We start from the raw sequence: 18372 nt of genomic DNA, 5'->3' as shown, positions 1-18372 counted from the left end.
ATTTTTAATAATGGATTGAAAGAGGTCGGTTTTATTGCTGCCTCCTTCACTTTGCGTCACGGTGGGCGTGAGGTAGGGTGTTGCAAAAAGGTTGAATGGACGTCATCGCACGGGAACCACAATGAAAAAAACGAACTATTACGCACTGAAACTGGCGTTTATCTATTTCTTTTTTGCGACTTTGTGGATCCTTTTTTCCGATCGCGTGGTGACTGCGTTGGCAACGAATCTAGAGATGCATGAATTAGCACAAGCATTTAAAGGGCATTTCTTTGTGGTGGTGACATCGATTATGCTCTGGAACCTGGCAAGAAGGAATAACCTAGCGTTAGAGCGAGCGAGTGACATTGATAGTGTCACAGGGTTGCACAGCCCGTCAGTGTTTATGCGTCATGTGGATACCTTGCTCGCCCCACGGGAGCAACAAACCTCGTATGTTTTGGTGATTATCGACATTGATGCGTTTACATCACTCACTAACAAACTTGGGTTTGAACGTACCAATCACCTGTTGTCTGACATGGCTCATGCCATTGAGATATCAACGCTACTCGATAAACTCACCTCGCGTGTCCATGCAGACCGCTTTGCCTGCCTTGTAGCGTTAGACGGTGCCAGCGATATGGCACTTTATATTGATAGGTTGCACCGTGAATGTCATCGTCATTTGCAACGATACGATCAAAAAGCTACTTGCTCGATAGGGGTGGCGTTATTCGGGCCAGATGGTGACGATGCCGCCACCTTGATGACGGCGGCTACGCGCGCCTTGAATGATGCCAAAAAGCGCAAAGGGGCGATAACGTATCATGATATTCATTTAACCGAGCAAGCTCAAAAGCGTAGGCAGCTCGTTTCCGCACTCAGAGTTGCAATCAATAACAAAGAGATTGAGGTTGTCTTTCAGCCGCAATATCGCTTGGCATCAGGGGAGCTAACCGGTTTAGAAGTATTGGCGAGATGGACCCATGAAACCTTTGGTGTGGTGCCACCGAGTACCTTTATCACGCTCGCCGAAGAACAGGGCTTTTGCGAAGACCTAACGGCGCTCGTACTCGAAAAAGCCGCGAAGCAGTTACACGATAGTGATCTGTTGGGAAATATCATTCAGCGTGTGTCGGTCAATATTTCTGCGGTTGAGTTTAATAGTGAGAGTGCGATTCGGCGTATTGACGATTACTTGCAATTGAACCCAGAATTCGCGCGTTACCTGTGCCTAGAAATAACTGAAACCGCAGCACTTGATGATATTCTTGAGTGCGCGCGAGTGGTTGATACCCTCAAACGCCATGGCGTGATGTTTTCCATTGATGATTTTGGGGTGGGTTATACCTCTTTAGGGATGTTTAATCGAATTAATGTCGATGAAATCAAGATTGACCGCAGTTTCATCCAATCGATGGAAAACGATAGCCGTGCTAAAGCGATCACGGCCGGCATTATTGATATTGCCAAACGCCTAGAAATCAACGTGGTCGCTGAAGGCGTGGAAACCGCCACACAACTTGCATTGTTGAAAGGCTTTGATTGCGAATATGTGCAAGGGTATTACCTAGGCTACCCTTCTTCACTCTCTGAGTTGAAAGTGGCGATGTCTGTATGAAGATAAATGCTTACTAGATAACTGATAGAGCACCGCCAACATCCACTCGCTATATCATCTAAATATCATACACCAAGCTATCGGCCGCTAAGAATGGCCAACTGAGTCGGTGCGGCTCGGTGTCTGTGTCGTTGAAAAAGTATCCACGGTGCGGCATCGCATACACGGTATCGCCCTTTTGATACGCTGTGGCTTGCCACGCATGATGGGTTAGGGTGGCTTCCCATAGTTGTTCACTTTCCCAACCTTGTGGGGCGAGTGATACCCGCACCTCGGCACCAACCGGGTTAATAGAGACCACACGCATGGGCAGCGAGAGTTGGCTATTGGGTTTATCAGCAAGGGTTAACTCATGGCTGCGTACATACAAACTGCCTGATTGTTGGGTATGCGTGTTTAGTGTGGGTTGAATAAAGGCATTGCCATTTTGCCACGTGCCTTGCTGATAGTGGCCGGAAAAAACATTCACGTTCCCTAAAAAATCAAACACACAGCGGCTTTTCGGCGCAGCATAAAGATCGACCGGACTGTCGACTTGTTCAATTTGCCCATTACTCATCACCACCACGCGATCCGATAGCTCGAGTGCTTCGTCTTGGTCGTGGGTGACAAACACACTGGTAAAAGCCATTTCATCGTGCAGTCGGCGTAACCATTGGCGTAACTCTTTGCGCACTTGTGCATCTAATGCCCCAAATGGCTCATCAAGCAATAAGATTTCCGGCTGTGTCGCTAACGCTCGCGCCAGCGCGATACGTTGCTTTTGCCCGCCTGATAATTGTTCGGGATACCGCTTGCCCAGGTGGCCTAACTGCACGACCTCAAGCAGTTGATTAACCCTTTGTGTCATCGTGGCCGGTGAAGGACGCTCGCGACGCGGCATCACTTGCAAGCCAAAGGCGATGTTCTCTGCCACCGTCATGTGTTTAAACAAGGCGTAGTTTTGAAAAACAAACCCGACACGGCGATCACGCACATGAACGCGGGTGACATCGCGCTCTCCAAACAGGATCTGGCCGCTGTCACTGCTTTCTAATCCGGCAATAATGCGCAATAACGTGGTTTTCCCGGATCCTGAGGGGCCAAGCAGCCCCATCATCTCACCTTGTTCAATGGTGAGTGATAACGGCGATAACGCTTGGAATTGGCCAAAGTGTTTGGTGATATCTTTCAGTTGAATGCGCATGGCTTACGGCTCACTCTGGTTCGTTTGTAAGGTTAAGTGGGCAGGCGTTGATGCACTGCTTTCATCCATCGGCGCGGTACTGGCGTGCACACGATGCTGGCGCCATTCCACCAAAGCTTTTAGCGCCAAGGTGGCGAGAGCCATAAAGGCAAGTAATGACGCACAGGCAAACGCCGCTTGGGTTTGGTAGTCCTCATAGAGCAGCTGTACCTGCAAAGGCAGGGTATTGGTTTGACCGCGAATGCTGCCTGACACCACAGCGACCGCACCAAACTCGCCGATGGCGCGCGCATTAGTCAAAATGACCCCGTAGATGAGGGCCCACTTAATATTGGGCAAGGTGACGCGGCGAAAAAGCTGCCACCATGATGCGCCTAACACCACCGCCGCCTCTTCCTCGGCTTGCCCTTGCTGTTGCATGAGCGGGATCAGCTCGCGGGCGACAAAAGGGCAGGTAACAAAAATAGTGACCAACACAATGCCGGGTAGGGCAAACATTACTTGAAGATCGTGCTCAAATAGCCACGCGCCTAGCCAGCCGTTACTGCCATAAAGCAGCAAATAGAGTAAGCCTGCGACCACGGGCGACACGGCAAACGGGATATCAATCAAGGTGGTGATCAGTTTTCGCCCCGGAAATTGGAAGCGGGTAACGGCCCATGCCAACATCACACCAAATACGAGGTTGATGGGCACCGTGAGAACGGCCACCAACAATGTAAGGCCAATCGCGTGGCGGGTATCCGGTGCGAGTAAATGCTGAAAATAACTTGTGATGCCATCGGCGAAGGCAATGGAAAAGATGCTCACCAGCGGCACAACCAACAACAGCGCCACGAGCAGCAGCATAAGCGCGATTAAACTACGCCTGATCCATGGGGTATCACCGACTCTCACCGTGTTTGTACTCATAAGGTGTCCTTATCGCCCGTGAATGCGCTTTAAGTAGCGACCTTGCCAAAGGTTAATGGCAAACAACAATGACAGGGATGCCATCAAGATCACCGAGGCAATGGCGCTAGCCGCTGGAAAATCAAACTCTTGCAAGCGAACAAAGATCATCAGCGACGTGATCTCGCTGACGTAGGGCATATTGCCAGCAATAAAAATCACCGCGCCGAACTCGCCTAAGCTGCGGGTAAACGATAAGGCCACACCCACTAACAACGCTGGCTTGATGGTCGGCAGAATAATCCGCCAAAATACCGCAGCGTCGCTCGCCCCGAGCACAGTACCGGCCTCTTCTTCCTCTTGGGAAATTTCCTCCAACACGGGTTGGACGGTACGCACCACAAACGGCAAGCTGGTAAACATCATGGCAATCACGATCCCAAGCGGCGTGTAAGCAACTTGGATACCGACGTTAGCAAGCACACTGCCTATCCAGCCGTTATCGGCGTACAGGGTGGCGAGCGTGACACCGGCAACGGCGGTGGGCAGGGCAAACGGCAAATCAACCAGCGCATCGACCAAGCGTTTGCCCGCAAAATCGTATCGCACCAGCACCCACGCAAAGAGCAGGCCAATCACACCATTTAGTAGTGAGGCAATCAGCGCCGCACCGGCTGTGACTTTATAACTGGCAACAATGCGTGGGTCAGTGATGGCAAACCAGTATTCTTGCCAACTCATTTGGCTGGTTTGCATGATAAGGCCGCTGGCCGGTAACAGCAGGATTAAGCTGATGAACAGCAGAGACACGCCCAAACTGATGCCAAACCCGGGCAGCACGCGCTGCTGACGTGCTGCCCAAGGTGTGGATTGGCGTTGATACGATAGCGATGGCATAGCGTCTCAATACCTAGAAAACATTAACGGTGTTGTAGTTGGTCGAGTTTTCCGCCACTGGCAAAATGCGTTTTCATGGCCTGATCCCAACTCCCTGCGATAGCTTCTACGGTCAGCAGTTCGACTTCAGGGAAACGATCGGCATTGTCTTTGACCACGTCAGGATGATGGACGCGGTAGTTAAAATCGGCCAGTAAGCGTTGTGCTTTTTCGCTGTAAAGGTAAGACAAATACTCGGTCGCTAGCTCAGTGGTGCCGTTGCGTTTGGCGTTGCGCTCGACCACAACGACGGGGAACTCGGCCAAAATCGAGGTTTTAGGCACCACAATATCGTATTTATCACTGCCATATTGCTGGCGGATATTATTGACCTCTGATTCAAAGGTGACCAGCACATCGCCAATTCCGCGTTCAACAAACGAGGTGGTTGCGCCGCGGCCGCCGGTATCAAACACCGCCACATTGGCGAGAAGCTGTTTCAAAAATTGGTCTTGCTGCTCGGTGTTATCTTTGCCGAATGCCTTTTGTGCATAACCGAGTGCGGCAAGGTAGGTATATCTGGCGTTACCAGAGGTTTTTGGGTTGGGGAAGACAGAGGCAACGTCGTCCTTGGCTAAATCATCCCAATTTTTAATGTTCTTTGGGTTGCCCTTGCGCACCAAAAACGCGGTGGTGGAGTAGTACGGCGAGCTACTGTTGGGGAAGTTCTCTTTCCAGTTTTTGTCGATCAACTTGCCGCGATCGTACAACACCTGCACATCCGTGACTTGGTTGAAGGTGACCACATCTGCTTGCAGCCCTTGCATGATGGCACGCGCCTGCGCCGAGGAGCCACCATGAGACTTTAATGGTCACCGATTCTCCGGTTTTTTCTTGCCAGTGCGCTGCAAACAGCGGATTGTAATCAGCAAAAAGCTCACGTGCGATATCGTAAGATGAATTCAAGAGGGTTTGCTCGGCGGCAGATACCGGTGCCGCGCTGGTGGCAAGCAAGGCCGAAAGAGCCAGAGTTTTGAATACCTTCATTGTTAAATCCTTGATGGCCGTTTGTTGCTGTTATCAGCAAAGAAAGTTGGGATAGGTCACAGAATAAAAGCAATTGAAGGGAATAAAAAACAGTTTAAATATAACCATTTTGTATATGTTAGTGAAAAAATGTCTGCGTGTCGTGTCAAGCCTCCTTGTAGGATGTGGCGATAGACAGTGTATTACGCGGTGTTGAGAGCATCCATCAGGCAGGCAATTCATGAAACATGCAGAGGTAAACAACGTGGCTGATTTCCCCACGATTGAAGAGTATGTGGGTCAAACCCCTTTGGTGCGTTTGCAGCGGTTAGCCGCAGAGACAGGCAGCACTGTTTTAGTCAAACTCGAGGGCAATAATCCGGCCGGTTCGGTAAAAGACAGACCCGCACTCAATATGATCGTGCAGGCAGAAGCGCGGGGAGATATCCAACCGGGGGATACCCTGATTGAAGCGACCAGTGGTAACACTGGGATCGCGCTGGCGATGGCGGCGGCGATCAAAGGCTATCGACTGATTTTAATCATGCCTGAAAACGCCACGCAGGAGCGAAAAGATGCCATGCGAGCCTATGGCAGTGAGTTGATCCTCGTCTCTCAAGCGGCGGGGATGGAAGGCGCGCGCGATTTAGCCTTATCCATGCAGGCACAGGGTAAGGGCAAAGTGTTGGATCAGTTTAATAACCTGGATAACTGGCAGGCGCACTTAACGGGTACGGGCCCAGAAATTTGGCAACAAAGCCAGCAACAAATCACCCACTTTATCGCCAGCATGGGCACCACAGGCACCATTGTGGGAACGTCAAAGTACCTAAAAACGCAAAACCCCACGATTAAAACCATTGGCTTACAGCCTACCGAAGGGAGTGCGATTCCTGGTATTCGGCGCTGGCCGGCTGAGTATTTACCTGGCATTTATACCGACGAGCATATCGACGAGGTGATGGACATTTCTGAGCAAGATGCGAAAGAGACTGCGCGCGCCCTCGCCAGAGAAGAGGGTATATGTGCAGGTGTTAGCTCGGGTGGTGCGGTGTTTGCGGCCCTGCAAGTCGCGAAAGCCGAACCCGGCTCTGTGGTGGTGGCCATTGTTTGCGATCGCGGGGATCGGTATTTGTCGTCGGGACTGTTCTCGTCGTAACAGTCAGTCGGCATCTCATTCAATAGTACGAGTACAAAGGATGACGATAAGCATCACACCACTCATTGATACACTGACCACTTTGTTGGACGACTTGGTGAACTAGGCATACGATAAACAATTATTCATCCTATTGTTTAGTAATGCTTTTAATATTTTCTTACATAATTGACACATATCATGCTTGTTCATTAAAAAGTCTGACTGGTGTAAACACGGTGACTCGCTATGCTTTTTGTTATGGCGCAAATAGAAGACGTCTAACATCCTCTTAAGTGCTCATGTGGATTGGCTAGCCACAGCAGATGAGAAGTGCAAGGAGGGAAAATATGTGCCTAGAGGTAGTAGGGAGCCACCATGATGTTTAATCAAAAAAAACGTTTGCTTGCCGAGAGTGAGAAAAATAGAGAGCATCTAGAGATAGAGCTAGATGCGATTGAAGAGAGTGTTGCCACCATTACATTCTCGACAGATGGAACTGTCCTTAATTGCAACCAGTTGCTGTTGGATATTATCGGTTATGAGTCTGAAGAGGTTGTTGGACAACATCACTCTGCAGTGTGTTTTCCCGAAACCTCGCAGTCTCAAGAATACCGAGATTTTTGGGCGCGGCTCGGTCAGGGTGAAAGACAAAAGGGAGTTGTCCGGCGCCGACATAAAAATGGTAACGAAATTTGGATGGATGCGACCTATTTTCCGGTTAAAGACAAGACCGGAAAAGTGATTAAAGTCCGCAAAATCGCGTCGGACGTGACGCGGATTCACCAAGAAAAAACCAAAAAAGAGGCCTTGTTTACGGCCCTTGACCGTTCAATGGCGGCCATCATTTTTACCCCTCAAGGCAACATTATCCATGCTAACGACAACTTTTTAGCCACAATGGGGTATGAATTAGATGATATTGTAGGCCAGCATCATCGTATGTTCTGTGACGCAGAATTTTATGAGAAAAACCCGGCTTTCTGGGCAGAGCTAGAAAGTGGACAATTTAAAAGCGGGCAGTATCAACGCCGTGATAAATCTGGTAACGAAATCTGGTTAGAGGCTACCTATAACCCAATATTCGGTGATAGTGGACGTGTTGAGAAAGTGGTGAAATTTGCTTCAAATATCACCACTAGCGTGCAGAAAAGCCACGCAGTCTCACAAGCTGCTGATCTCGCTCATCACTCGTCAGCCGCAACACTTCAACATGTTGAGGGTGGTAGTGCCTTGCTCAAAGAGGCCGTTGACATTACGAGTCATGTCACTGAAAAAATGCAATCAACGGCAGAGCAGCTCCACCAACTGACTGAGCACGCACAGAGCATTGAAGAGATCGTCACCACTATCAATCAAATTGCCGAACAAACCAACTTACTCGCCCTGAATGCGGCGATTGAAGCGGCAAGAGCCGGCGAGATGGGCAGAGGCTTTGCGGTAGTTGCAGACGAAGTAAGAAGTTTGGCCAAACGTACCAGTGAATCGACAACGCAAATCGCAAATGTTGTCGATGAAAATAGAAAATTGACTCAGGGAGTGAGTGAGTCGATGGAAGAAGTCGTCGCAGAATCCGAACAGAGCCGAGAAAAGATTACGGCAGCGGAAGCCGTGATGCGCGATATTTATGCTGGCGCTGAGGAAGTCTCAGATACGGTTCAACGCCTCGCCACTTAGTGTGGAATACTAGCGCCCTATCGCGAAAATGGATAATTAGGGCGCAGCATCCCTTGATCGCTCTTTAAGCGTTTAATGGCGAGGGCGCTCGTGGCCGCTGAAGGTAGGCGAAAAGCCGCATTCCGACTAGCATGCTAATCACAAATAAGCTTATCGGTAGTGCACCAGAGCCAATGGCCGTGATTGCCGGGCCTGGGCAAAGTCCGGCGAGTCCCCAGCCGGTGCCAAAGAGTAATGCACCGCCGATGAGTTTTTTATCAACCTTTCGCGTTTTGGGCAGGCAAAATTGATCGGCCAGTATGGGTTTTTGCTGCTGGCGTATGGCCAAAAAGTAACCGGGAACAAAGATCAGCAGCGCACCGCCCATCACAAATGCAAGGCTGGGATCCCACTGGCCGAACACATCCAGAAAGCCAATCACCTTCGCGGGATTGACCATGCCTGACACCATCATACCCACACCGAAGATAAAGCCTGAGAGTAGAGCAACAAGGCGGAACATAAGCGATAAACGTCCTTAAAGGTGTAAACGAACAAAAACAGTGATCAAGGCAGCACTCATAAAAGTGAGCGTTGCCACGATTGACCGTTTCGATAAGCGACCCATGCCACAAATGCCATGACCACTGGTACAGCCGTTACCTAATTGAGTGCCTATCCCGACCAGTAAGCCCGCGAGTACGGCAATCATAGGTGTGAGTGTAGGCGCAAGGCTTGTGTCGTTAGGTAATTCAAAACCGATAAATGGCATCAAGATGCCAGCACTGACCATCCCTAGCAAAAACAACCCTCGCCATTGTGCTTCATGGACATTCGATGACAATGCGCCTGACACAATACCGCTGATCCCGGCAATACGGCCATTAAGCGCTAATAGTGCCAGACAGGCTGCACCAACCAGCATGCCACCAAATAGGGCATCCCATGGGATAGGGAACGTCATGATTTCCTCTCGATGACTCAAAACAGGTTACAATTAAATAAGACAGGCAGCATACTGAGATTTTTGCATAAGTCAATGCTAATTTAGTTTTTGCGTGAATAAATGGCGCGAGTGTTGGCTCTGCGCTTCTCGACGTTCTAGCTCTCTATGTCATTCAACAAGGTGGCCAGTTCATCAATACTTTGCACGGTACTTTCCACTAATTCACTAATCTGTTTACTCGACTGATGAGAGCTTTGGGCTAACTGACGAACCTCATCGGCGACCACGGCAAAACCACGCCCAAGCTCACCCGCGCGAGCGGCCTCTATGGCGGCGTTGAGTGCGAGTAAGTTAGTGCGCTCTGAAATATTGTTGATGGTATCAATGATTTTCATGACCTCTTGGCTGGACTGAGAGACGGACTGCATTGATGTTTGTGTTTTTGCGACTGTTTTACGCCGCGTACTGATATCGATACCGAACATGACATAATTGAGTATGTTGCCGGATAAATCTTTAAGTACACAGATTCTCGCATCAATCGCCAGTTGGTCATGTTGACCATCAAACTCGATCAACGCCGAAGCATGCCCTTGTTCATCAATCGCTTCTTTTAATTCGTGAGTAATTTTATGATAAATAGAACGTGACGCGTCGTCACACGACTTATCAATCTGTTTTAGTGCCTCTTCAAATAAGGGGTTCACGGAATCAAGCTTGCCAGTCGCGTCAATCTCCATAATGACGAGCGCGCCGCCAATAGCATCCAGTTTGCGGGTGAAATCTAAATAGGTTTGCTTGACTTGCGTAATATCGGCTTGTACCGATATAAAGTGGGTTAGCTGGTTTTGGCTGTCCCAAACAGGGTTTATTGATAAGGAGATCCAATAGGGCTCGCCATCCTTATTATAATTCAATATTTCGTCATAGAAGGGTTCACAACGTGATAAATGATCGCGGATATTTTGTATGGTTTGGGGGTCGGTATCTTTACCTTGCAAAACATGCCCGGGCTTTTTCCCTTTCATTTCATTCAATGTATAGCCTGACATAGATTCGAAGCCGCGATTAACGTATACCACCTCACCCTTTGGGTTCGCCACCACAACGGCATTGTCGGTTTCGTTAGCGACCATGGACAGTAATTGCATTTCTTCGCGTCGTCTTACCACTTCCGTAACATCTTTAACAAATGCGGTATAGAGTATCCGATTATCCAGACGTACCTTAGACAGTGACAGTTGTCCCCAGAGGAGGTGACCGTCTTTGTGTTCAATTTCTACTTCTCGACTCGTCCCGACAATTTTGTCTTCGCCGGTTTTGCGGTTTCTATCAATATATTCATCATGATTAGACTGAATTGCTTGCGGGACCAGCATTTTAACGTTCTTACCCTGAACCTCTTCTTTGCTGTATCCCCACAACTGCTCGGCCGCTTTGTTATAAAAAGTGATACAGTTGTGTTCATTTATGCACACGACTGCATCAAGCGCTTGCTCGAGCGTTTGGGTCATCATCTCTCGTGCCTCTCGTTCCGCGGTCACATCACGAACAAAGGCGGTGTAATGGATTTTGCCAGCGACACGTATCTTGGATAACGACAGTTGTACCCAAGTCAATGCGCCATCTTTCCGCTTGAGCTGCACTTCTCGAGAGCGCCCGACGATACGATCCTCCCCGCCCTCTCTGTGTCGGTTAACATAACTATCATGATCAGCTTGCAGTTCGGTAGGGATCAGCATTGCCACGTTTTTACCTAGTACCTCGTTCGCGGCGTATCCCCATATATCCTCTGCGGCTTGATTAAAAAAGGTGATGTTATTGTGATGATCAATCGTGACAACGGCGATAATGGCTTGCTCAAGTGCTTGTAAATGAGTGTTAGAGCGACCTAGCATAGTTATCCTCTTGCTCAAAACGGGAAATGAGACTCAGTGGAGTGATGTCGTGACATCATGCATGAAGTTAATGACTAAAAGCCTTACAACTAATCATGACAATAGTTAAGGTATAAACGAGGTAGGGGAGATTTTCCAATAAATAAAAGCACGAACGGGTGCTCGTGCTTTTTGATAGGGAGTGCCTGAATGGTTAGGCGATGGCGAATTTGTAAGTGCGATAGCCACCGATTAAATTGCGCGCTTTAAAGCCATGATTGACTAACTGGCGGTAGGCGACGTTGCCTCTGAGACCGACCTGACAGTAAATCAAAATCTCTTTGTCTTTGGGTAGCTCATCGATGCGTCCACGCAGTTCGTCGACCGGAATATGGATATCACCATCGATATACTGACCGTTTTCGCGCTCGGGGGCATTACGCACATCCAGCAGCACTTGATCATCACGCAGTGCACCTAACTCGTGGTAATGAATCGCTTTAGCGTCACCCTTAATGAGGTTGGTTGCTACAAAGGCCGCTTGATTAATCACATCTTTAGCACTGCCATACGGCGGCGCATAGGTGAGTTCTAGATGTTGGAGCTGCTCAACGGTCATGCCAGCACGTTGTGCTACGGCCATGACATCAATGCGTTTATCAATGCCGTCTTTACCCACCGCTTGTGCGCCTAAAATAGCGCCCGTATCCGGGGCAAACAGCAGCTTAAATGAGACAATCTCTGCGCCGGGATAATAACCCGCATGACTGGCGGCGTGAACATAGACCTTTTGGTAGTCGATGTCAGCGTGCTTGAGTTGTTTCTCGTTTTGGCCCACTGAGGCGACCGCGAGATCGAATACTTTACAGATAGCGGTGCCTTGGGTGCCGAGATAATGCTCAGTGCTGCCTAGCATGTTGTCAGCGGCCATGCGCCCTTGACGGTTCGCTGGGCCAGCCAATGGCACCAACGTCGGCTTGTGAGTGACAAAGTCAATCTCTTCGACTGCATCGCCGACCGCGTAAATATCGGGATCTTGGGTCTGCAGAGTACTGTTGACCACAATGCCGCCTTTTTCACCAATGGCAAGCCCCGCTTGTTGCGCCAGCGTGACTTCGGGCTTAACGCCAATCGCCATGATCAAAAGCTCGGTATCCAGTTTGTCGCCATTGTTAAGTGTCAGACGTAAAGCGCCTTCTAGGTGTTGCGGCTCACTCGGCTCGCCGGCATCATCACTGGCGACATGCGTGGTGGGAATAAACTCGGCGGACTCCAGCGCTGTGCCTAGGCGTAAATCCACTCCTTTATCGCGAATGGTTTGATGAACAAATCCCGCCATTTCGCGGTCAACCGGCGTCATCACCTGATCGGCCATCTCCAATAGGGTGGTTTTAATCCCGCGTTGATGCAGGGCTTCCATCATCTCAAGGCCAATAAAGCCCCCGCCAACGACAGTCGCATGGCTGGGGTTATTCATATCAATGGTATGCAGAATCGCATCCATATCTGGAATATTGCGAAGCGAGTGAGTCAGCGGGTTATCTAAGCCAGGAATAGGCGGCATGATCGGGGCCGCACCTGGGCTTAACAGTAACTTGTCGTAACTTTCTTGATAATCGCTGCCATCGGCACGGGTGACGGTGACGGTTTTGGCCTCGCGGTTAATCGCAGTGACGGTACTATTGATGCGCACATCCACATTAAAGCGGGCGCGAAAACTGTCCGGGGTTTGCAGCAAGAGTTTACTGCGGTCGGTAATGTCACCGCCGATATGATAAGGCAAACCACAGTTAGCGAACGAGACGTACGGGCCACGTTCGAACATGATGATTTCCGCTTCTTCACTTAAACGACGGGCGCGAGCAGCGGCAGAAGCGCCACCGGCGACGCCGCCAATAATCACGATTTTGGTCATTATGACTCCATTAAGCGTTGCTTAGTCCAAGTTTTTTCAGGAAAAAGGCAGCCGGACAAATCCCTTTAAACGCACTTTGGATCAGGTTTACGCCAACGAAAACGGTTAGCCAAACAAATTGGCTATGAACTGTGAGGGTAAGCACGACAGAAAGTAGCACCATCATGCCAGCGATTACGCGTACGCCATTATCAATTGTCATAGCAAGACTCCTTTGCATCATCTATACGATTACCCGACAGACCGAACCGCTTTGGCTCGAACGCCTTCAGTGTTTGTCGGCACTCGGATCACTCTAGAAGTTGTATTTAGAAAAGTCTAATAATAATTTACCTAAATTAGAATTGACTAAATAAAATGGCGCGCTAAGCTATGGGTATTGGCAAAAAAGGAGTGAGCGATGGCAGAGTCAAGCGTGCCGATTGAGGCAGAAAGCGTACCGGATATGGACATCGTTGCCATGCGTGAGCAAGCGTCTCTAGTGGCGACCATGTTGAAAGTAATGGCGCACCCTGAGCGATTAATTGTGCTGTGTCAGCTTTTGGCCGGAGAGCGCTCCGTAGGGCAATTGCTGCAAGGGTCGTGCTTGAGTCAATCGGCGTTTTCTCAGCACCTTAGTGTGTTAAAGCGGCATCAACTGGTCAAGGTACGTAAGTCATCGCAGCAGGTGTTTTATCAGCTCAATGACCCCCACGTCGCGGCGATTATCGCCACCTTACAGCGGCTCTATTGTGTCTGAATCTGAGAGGTCAGCACACATTCATTGCCAGTTGATGCGCTAGGTTTATTAACAGTCACCCTTTTTATCTGTCGTTCTCTTGTCGTTACTGTCATCAGCTAAAGGATCGAATATGCGAGATGCTCAGCCACAAGGTCAGCTGATCACCCGAGTGATGAACAGCTTCTTCCCGCCCATCCTCATTGTGCTCGCGCTGCTGGTGGGGGCGGCAGCACTGTGGCTCACTCCCAAAGAAGAAGATCCGCAAATTGTCGTCCCCATGGCGGATATAGTGGTGCAAGCGCCCGGTTTGAGTGCCCCGCAAGTGGCGAAGCAGGTGACGCAGCCTCTGGAGAAAAAAGTCAGCCAAATTGATGGGGTGGAGTATGTGTATTCCACCACCCAAGCCGGTTCCGCGCTGGTCACGGTGCGCTTTTACGTTGGCGAAGATCGCGAGTCTGCCTTGGTGAAACTGTATAACAAGCTCTATGCCAATCAAGACGCGATCCCAGCTGCCGTGAGCGAGTGGGCGATTAAGCCTGTGGAAATTGATGATGTGCCGATTGTGATTGCGGCGCTGCGTAGCGACAAACCTGACCAGCTCGACCATTATGCGCTGCGCCGTATTGCCGAGCAGGCGACCTTGGATCTTAAAGCCCTTCCCGAAACCAATGCGGTGAAGGTAGTGGGCGGCGTGCCGCGTCAGGTGTTGGTCACGCTCGACCCTGCCGCCATGGCTAGCTATCAGATCAGCGTATCTGATCTCACCAATGCCTTTTCGTTGAGCCATCAAAAGCGTGATATTGGCGATATTCAGCATCAGGGTGAGCGCTATTTACTAAAAACCGGCCAGTGGTATCAAAGCCTTGAGGAGATACGCCATTTAGTGGTGGCGGTGGTGAATGGTAAACCTGTGTACCTGCAGGATGTGGCCAAGTTATCGGACGGCGCGCAAGAGCCCACCACAGATACGTGGATCCAATCGACCGATGATAGCCAGCCGTATCCATCGGTGTTTCTCTCGGTGGCGAAGCAAAAAGGCGCCAACGCGGTAACCGTGGCCGAGGATGTCACCGCCACGCTCAATCATTTGGTCGCCACGCAATTTCCCGATGGCGTAAGCGTCGAGATCATTCGCAATTACGGCCAAACCGCCGATGCCAAAGTGAAAAACTTGGTGTCCAGCCTCGGTATTGCGGTGCTCACCGTGGTGGTCTTTGTTGGTTTATTTTTAAACTGGCGCAGTGCCTTAGTGGTGGCAATTGCGATCCCAATCAGTTATGGCGCGGCATTAGGGCTGGATTTAGCCTTTGGCTATTCGATTAATCGTGTCACCTTGTTTGCGTTGATCTTGGCGTTGGGGCTGATTGTTGATGATCCGATTGCCAGTATCGACAACATTGAACGGCACCTGACCCATGATAACAAGCCGCGTGGCCGCACGATTGTACTGGCGATGTTAGAAATCAAACGCGCATTGATCATGTCGACCGTGGCGATTGTGATTGTGTTCACCCCGATGTTTTTTATCACCGGCATGATGGGGCCATATATGGCACCGCTGGCATTCAATGTGCCAGTCAGTGTGGTGATCAGTACCTTGGTGGCGTTTTTAGTCACCCCTTGGCTGGCCAAAAAAATTGTTCGCGCGTCCAATAAAGGTGATGACTATCGCCTTGAGACCACGCCGCTGTACCGTGGCTATCGGCGCGTGTTGCTGCCATTGTTGGAAAACAATCGTCGCGCTAAAGCGTTTTTGTGGATAGTGGGCGTGTTGTTTGTCATTGCCGCCCTGTTGCCTGCGTTGCGCCTCGTGCCGCTTAAGCTGTTGCCGTACGACAATAAAAACGAGTTCCAGGTGGTGCTGGATTTGCCGGAAACCGCCAATCATGTCGATACCTCCAATGCGCTGCGAGAGATGAACCGTTACCTACAAACGCAAGCCGAGGTGGTATCGGTATCCGGCTTTGCCGGTCTCGCTTCACCGATGGATTTTAATGGCATGGTGCGCCATTACTTTACTCGTCATGCGCCTTACCAAGGTGAACTGCGGGTAGTGCTGGTGGATAAGCACCGGCGTACGTTGCAATCACATGGCTTGGTGACACGCATGCGTGATGAGTTAGAAGCCATCGCAGCAAAATATGATGCCGAGGTGCAATTAGTGGAAATGCCACCAGGGCCGCCTGTGCTGGCAACCATTGTCGCCGAAGTGTATGGCTCACCAAGCACGCCCTATTCAACCCTGCAAGCGCAAGCGACTCAGGTGGCCGAGCGATTAAAGCGTGAAGCCTTGGTGTCAGAAGTGAGCACCAGTGTTCAAGGACCTCTATCGAGCTGGCAGTTTGTCGTAGACCAAGAAAAAGCCGCCTTGTCAGGTGTTGCGGTGGCCGATATTAACCAAGCGCTCAGGGCCGCAAACCAAGGGGTGACACTGGCCCATTTGGCCGACGCCGATGAAATGGATCCTTTGCCCGTCACATTGCAACTTGCAGCGGACGCCCGTGATCAGCTTGATGCGTTGCTCGCACTGCATGTACGTGGTCGCGCAGGGGTGGCGAAACAATCGGTACAAGGTGCCTTGGTGGATGCGCCGCAGCCGCTGGTCGCGTTGAGTGAACTCGGCCATTTTGAGCGGCAACCGGTTGATCAGCCTATTTATCATAAGAATTTACGCCCCGTCGTGTATGTGTATGCCGAACCCACTGGAAGGGTACCGGGCGAGGTAGTCGCCGATATGATGGCTGATTTTAATCAACCTGAGTCGGACAGTACTCGCCCGCTATCCGCGCGTAGTTATCTGGATAATGGCGCGGGTGATGGCTGGCAAGTTGATGAGGGTATCGAGGTGGTATGGAGTGGTGAAGGAGAGTGGAAGATCACCATTGATGTCTTCCGTGATCTGGGGATTGCCTATGGTGCGGCACTGCTGGGCGTCTTTATAGTGATGCTGATACAAACCGGGCTACCGGCGGTGTCAGGCATTATTATGCTTGCAATTCCACTGACTGTGATTGGCATCATGCCAGGCTTTTGGTTGCTCAATGGTTTGAGCGGTCAAATCAGCGGCTATCCAAATCCGGCGCTGTTCACCGCTACCGCGATGATTGGCATGATTGCACTGGCGGGGATTGTGGTACGCAACTCACTGGTATTGATTGAGTTTATTCAACAGTCACTCGCTCAAGGTATGGCGCTGAGTGAAGCCTTAGTACAAGCGGGCGCAGTGCGAATGCGGCCCATTTTGCTGACCGCCGGCACCACCTTATTGGGGAATGTGATTATCACCCTCGACCCGATTTTTAATGGGTTAGCCTGGGCGATTATTTTCGGTATTGCCGCGTCTACCGTGTTTACCTTGCTGGTTGTGCCCGTGGTGTACAACCTTGCGTATCAAAATCATCCCACCCACGGCCTATCAGTAGAAGGAGAGCATGCATGAAGGCAAAAAAAGGCGTACTCGCACTGGTGCTAGGCACTGGGCTATTGGTGTTGTTTTTGGTGATGGCTGGGGTGTTTACCTCGAATGTCGCGCCCGTCTCGACATTGAACGAGACACCGGACAACGTTGAGACGCTAACGCTTGAGGCAGTCGAACAGCCACAAACCCGCATTTTTTCCGGCCAGTTGGAGGCAAGACAGACGGCAACCTTAGCGGCGCGAATGACCGCAACCGTTGCGGAAGTGCTGGTTGATGTCGGCGACCGCGTTGAGCAAGAGGATGTGTTGCTGCGTTTGGATAATGCCGATCTCAGTGCCAAAGTTCGCCAAGTGCAACAAGCCTTGGCCTCGGCGCAATCGCAATTGAATACCGCGCGCAGTGACTACCGCCGCATGGAGACCTTGTTGGCGAAAAAGCTGGTGCCACAATCTCAATTCGATGAGGCGGAGAATCGCTTAAAAACGGCGCAGTCTGAATACCGTCGTGCCCTTGCTGCGGTGGATGAGGCTGAAACCCAATTTGGCTTTAGTCTGGTGCGCGCGCCGTTTTCAGGGCTGATCACCGATAAAATCATCAACCAAGGGGATACGGCGACACCGGGTGCGGCGCTGCTATCCCTGTACAACCCTGAAAGTATCGAAGCGACGGTCAATGTGGCGGAATCTGCGTTACCCTATGTCGACATCGGTCAATCGTTAACGGTTACGCTCCCGACCTATGAAAAAACCCTTACGGGCTTGGTGCGCACTGTGACACCGGCTGCCGATGCCACGTCACGCAGTTATCGTGTTGCCGTGACACTGCCAAACACGGAGGCGAGTGATACTTTGCTACCAGGAATGTTTGCAAAAGTGACCGTGTCACAAAAAGCCGAGCCAGTGCTTTATCTACCGAGCAATGCGTATTATCAAATTGGACAACTTAACTATGTGAAGGTGCTTGACGCGGGTGAGGTGAGAACACGGCTGGTATCGCTTACACAGCAAGGGCGCGTGCGTAAGGGGCTAAAGCCTGGTGAAGTGTTAATCATAAATCCTAAAAAAACACAGTGATTCAGGTCGCGTTATAGTGAATATCATCAATACTTAAGGTGAGTTT

General features: G+C 50.4%; 14 protein-coding genes and 3 pseudogenes. 7 read left to right on the top strand and 10 right to left on the bottom strand.

Going from position 1 to position 18372, the window contains the following annotated elements; translation table 11 throughout:
- Window positions 1-121 precede the first annotated feature (121 nt).
- Window positions 122-1603, top strand: coding sequence for a putative bifunctional diguanylate cyclase/phosphodiesterase (locus BGL48_RS13200; RefSeq protein ID WP_069363066.1), 1482 nt, complete (start codon window positions 122-124; stop codon window positions 1601-1603).
- A 58-nt stretch (window positions 1604-1661) separates the two neighbouring features.
- Here the strand turns inward: BGL48_RS13200 and BGL48_RS13195 are convergent, their stop codons facing one another.
- From BGL48_RS13195 to cysP, 4 genes and pseudogenes are all read right to left on the bottom strand, one after another.
- Window positions 1662-2789 carry a sulfate/molybdate ABC transporter ATP-binding protein gene (locus BGL48_RS13195; RefSeq protein WP_069363065.1) on the bottom strand — a complete coding sequence of 376 codons (1128 nt, stop codon included), beginning with the start codon at window positions 2787-2789 and terminating at the stop codon, window positions 1662-1664.
- A 3-nt stretch (window positions 2790-2792) separates the two neighbouring features.
- Window positions 2793-3701: a sulfate ABC transporter permease subunit CysW gene (cysW, locus tag BGL48_RS13190; protein ID WP_069363064.1), complete on the bottom strand. Its 909-nt coding sequence runs from the start codon at window positions 3699-3701 to the stop codon at window positions 2793-2795.
- A gap of 9 nt (window positions 3702-3710) precedes the next feature.
- The gene (gene cysT / locus BGL48_RS13185; RefSeq protein ID WP_069363063.1) at window positions 3711-4577 is read right to left on the bottom strand and encodes a sulfate ABC transporter permease subunit CysT; all 867 of its coding nucleotides are present in this window, start codon (window positions 4575-4577) and stop codon (window positions 3711-3713) included.
- 23 nt (window positions 4578-4600) lie between these two features.
- A pseudogene (gene cysP, locus BGL48_RS13180) lies at window positions 4601-5603 on the bottom strand (thiosulfate ABC transporter substrate-binding protein CysP).
- 244 nt (window positions 5604-5847) lie between these two features.
- Here cysP and cysM point away from each other — a divergent pair.
- The 3 genes and pseudogenes from cysM to BGL48_RS16650 all read left to right on the top strand — a co-directional run bounded on the left by cysM (window position 5848) and on the right by BGL48_RS16650 (window position 8397).
- The gene (gene cysM, locus BGL48_RS13175) at window positions 5848-6741 is read left to right on the top strand and encodes a cysteine synthase CysM (protein WP_069363169.1); all 894 of its coding nucleotides are present in this window, start codon (window positions 5848-5850) and stop codon (window positions 6739-6741) included.
- Between the two features lie 357 nt (window positions 6742-7098).
- A pseudogene (locus BGL48_RS16655) lies at window positions 7099-7857 on the top strand (PAS domain-containing protein); the annotation flags it as partial.
- Window positions 7831-8397 (top strand): methyl-accepting chemotaxis protein, encoded by a 567-nt coding sequence (locus tag BGL48_RS16650; RefSeq protein WP_255377419.1) that lies wholly within the window; start codon window positions 7831-7833, stop codon window positions 8395-8397. The pseudogene BGL48_RS16655 and the gene BGL48_RS16650, both read left to right, overlap by 27 nt.
- A gap of 64 nt (window positions 8398-8461) precedes the next feature.
- Here BGL48_RS16650 and BGL48_RS13165 read toward each other — a convergent pair whose 3' ends face one another.
- From BGL48_RS13165 to BGL48_RS13145, 6 genes and pseudogenes are all read right to left on the bottom strand, one after another.
- A complete protein-coding gene (locus tag BGL48_RS13165) occupies window positions 8462-8899 on the bottom strand; it encodes a YeeE/YedE family protein (protein WP_069363062.1) in 438 nt (145 codons plus the stop codon).
- A gap of 15 nt (window positions 8900-8914) precedes the next feature.
- Window positions 8915-9340, bottom strand: a complete 426-nt coding sequence (locus BGL48_RS13160; RefSeq protein WP_069363061.1) for a YeeE/YedE family protein — start codon at window positions 9338-9340, stop codon at window positions 8915-8917.
- Window positions 9341-9477: 137 nt separating this feature from the next.
- Entirely contained in the window at window positions 9478-9750 is a 273-nt protein-coding gene (locus BGL48_RS16645) for a methyl-accepting chemotaxis protein (RefSeq protein ID WP_369801978.1), read from the bottom strand.
- A gap of 375 nt (window positions 9751-10125) precedes the next feature.
- Window positions 10126-11220: pseudogene (locus BGL48_RS16640) on the bottom strand (PAS domain S-box protein); the annotation flags it as partial.
- 193 nt (window positions 11221-11413) lie between these two features.
- Window positions 11414-13114 (bottom strand): FAD-dependent oxidoreductase, encoded by a 1701-nt coding sequence (locus BGL48_RS13150; RefSeq protein ID WP_069363059.1) that lies wholly within the window; start codon window positions 13112-13114, stop codon window positions 11414-11416.
- 10 nt (window positions 13115-13124) lie between these two features.
- Complete coding sequence (locus tag BGL48_RS13145) at window positions 13125-13316, bottom strand: YgaP family membrane protein (RefSeq protein ID WP_069363058.1); 192 nt, start codon at window positions 13314-13316, stop codon at window positions 13125-13127.
- A gap of 243 nt (window positions 13317-13559) precedes the next feature.
- Here BGL48_RS13145 and BGL48_RS13140 point away from each other — a divergent pair, with 243 nt between their 5' ends.
- The 3 genes from BGL48_RS13140 to BGL48_RS13130 all read left to right on the top strand — a co-directional run bounded on the left by BGL48_RS13140 (window position 13560) and on the right by BGL48_RS13130 (window position 18326).
- The gene (locus BGL48_RS13140; RefSeq protein ID WP_069363167.1) at window positions 13560-13853 is read left to right on the top strand and encodes an ArsR/SmtB family transcription factor; all 294 of its coding nucleotides are present in this window, start codon (window positions 13560-13562) and stop codon (window positions 13851-13853) included.
- Between the two features lie 112 nt (window positions 13854-13965).
- Window positions 13966-17274: an efflux RND transporter permease subunit gene (locus BGL48_RS13135; protein WP_069363057.1), complete on the top strand. Its 3309-nt coding sequence runs from the start codon at window positions 13966-13968 to the stop codon at window positions 17272-17274.
- Complete coding sequence (locus BGL48_RS13130) at window positions 17271-18326, top strand: efflux RND transporter periplasmic adaptor subunit (protein WP_069363056.1); 1056 nt, start codon at window positions 17271-17273, stop codon at window positions 18324-18326. Before BGL48_RS13135 ends, BGL48_RS13130 begins: the two co-directional genes overlap by 4 nt.
- The last annotated feature ends 46 nt before the right edge of the window (window positions 18327-18372 follow it).

Origin of the sequence: Salinivibrio sp. SS3 (genome assembly GCF_001722105.1) — a bacterium.
GTDB lineage: Bacteria > Pseudomonadota > Gammaproteobacteria > Enterobacterales > Vibrionaceae > Salinivibrio > Salinivibrio kushneri.
Note: the sequence above shows the minus strand (reverse complement) of the source record. Positions and strands in the feature narration are given on the sequence as shown.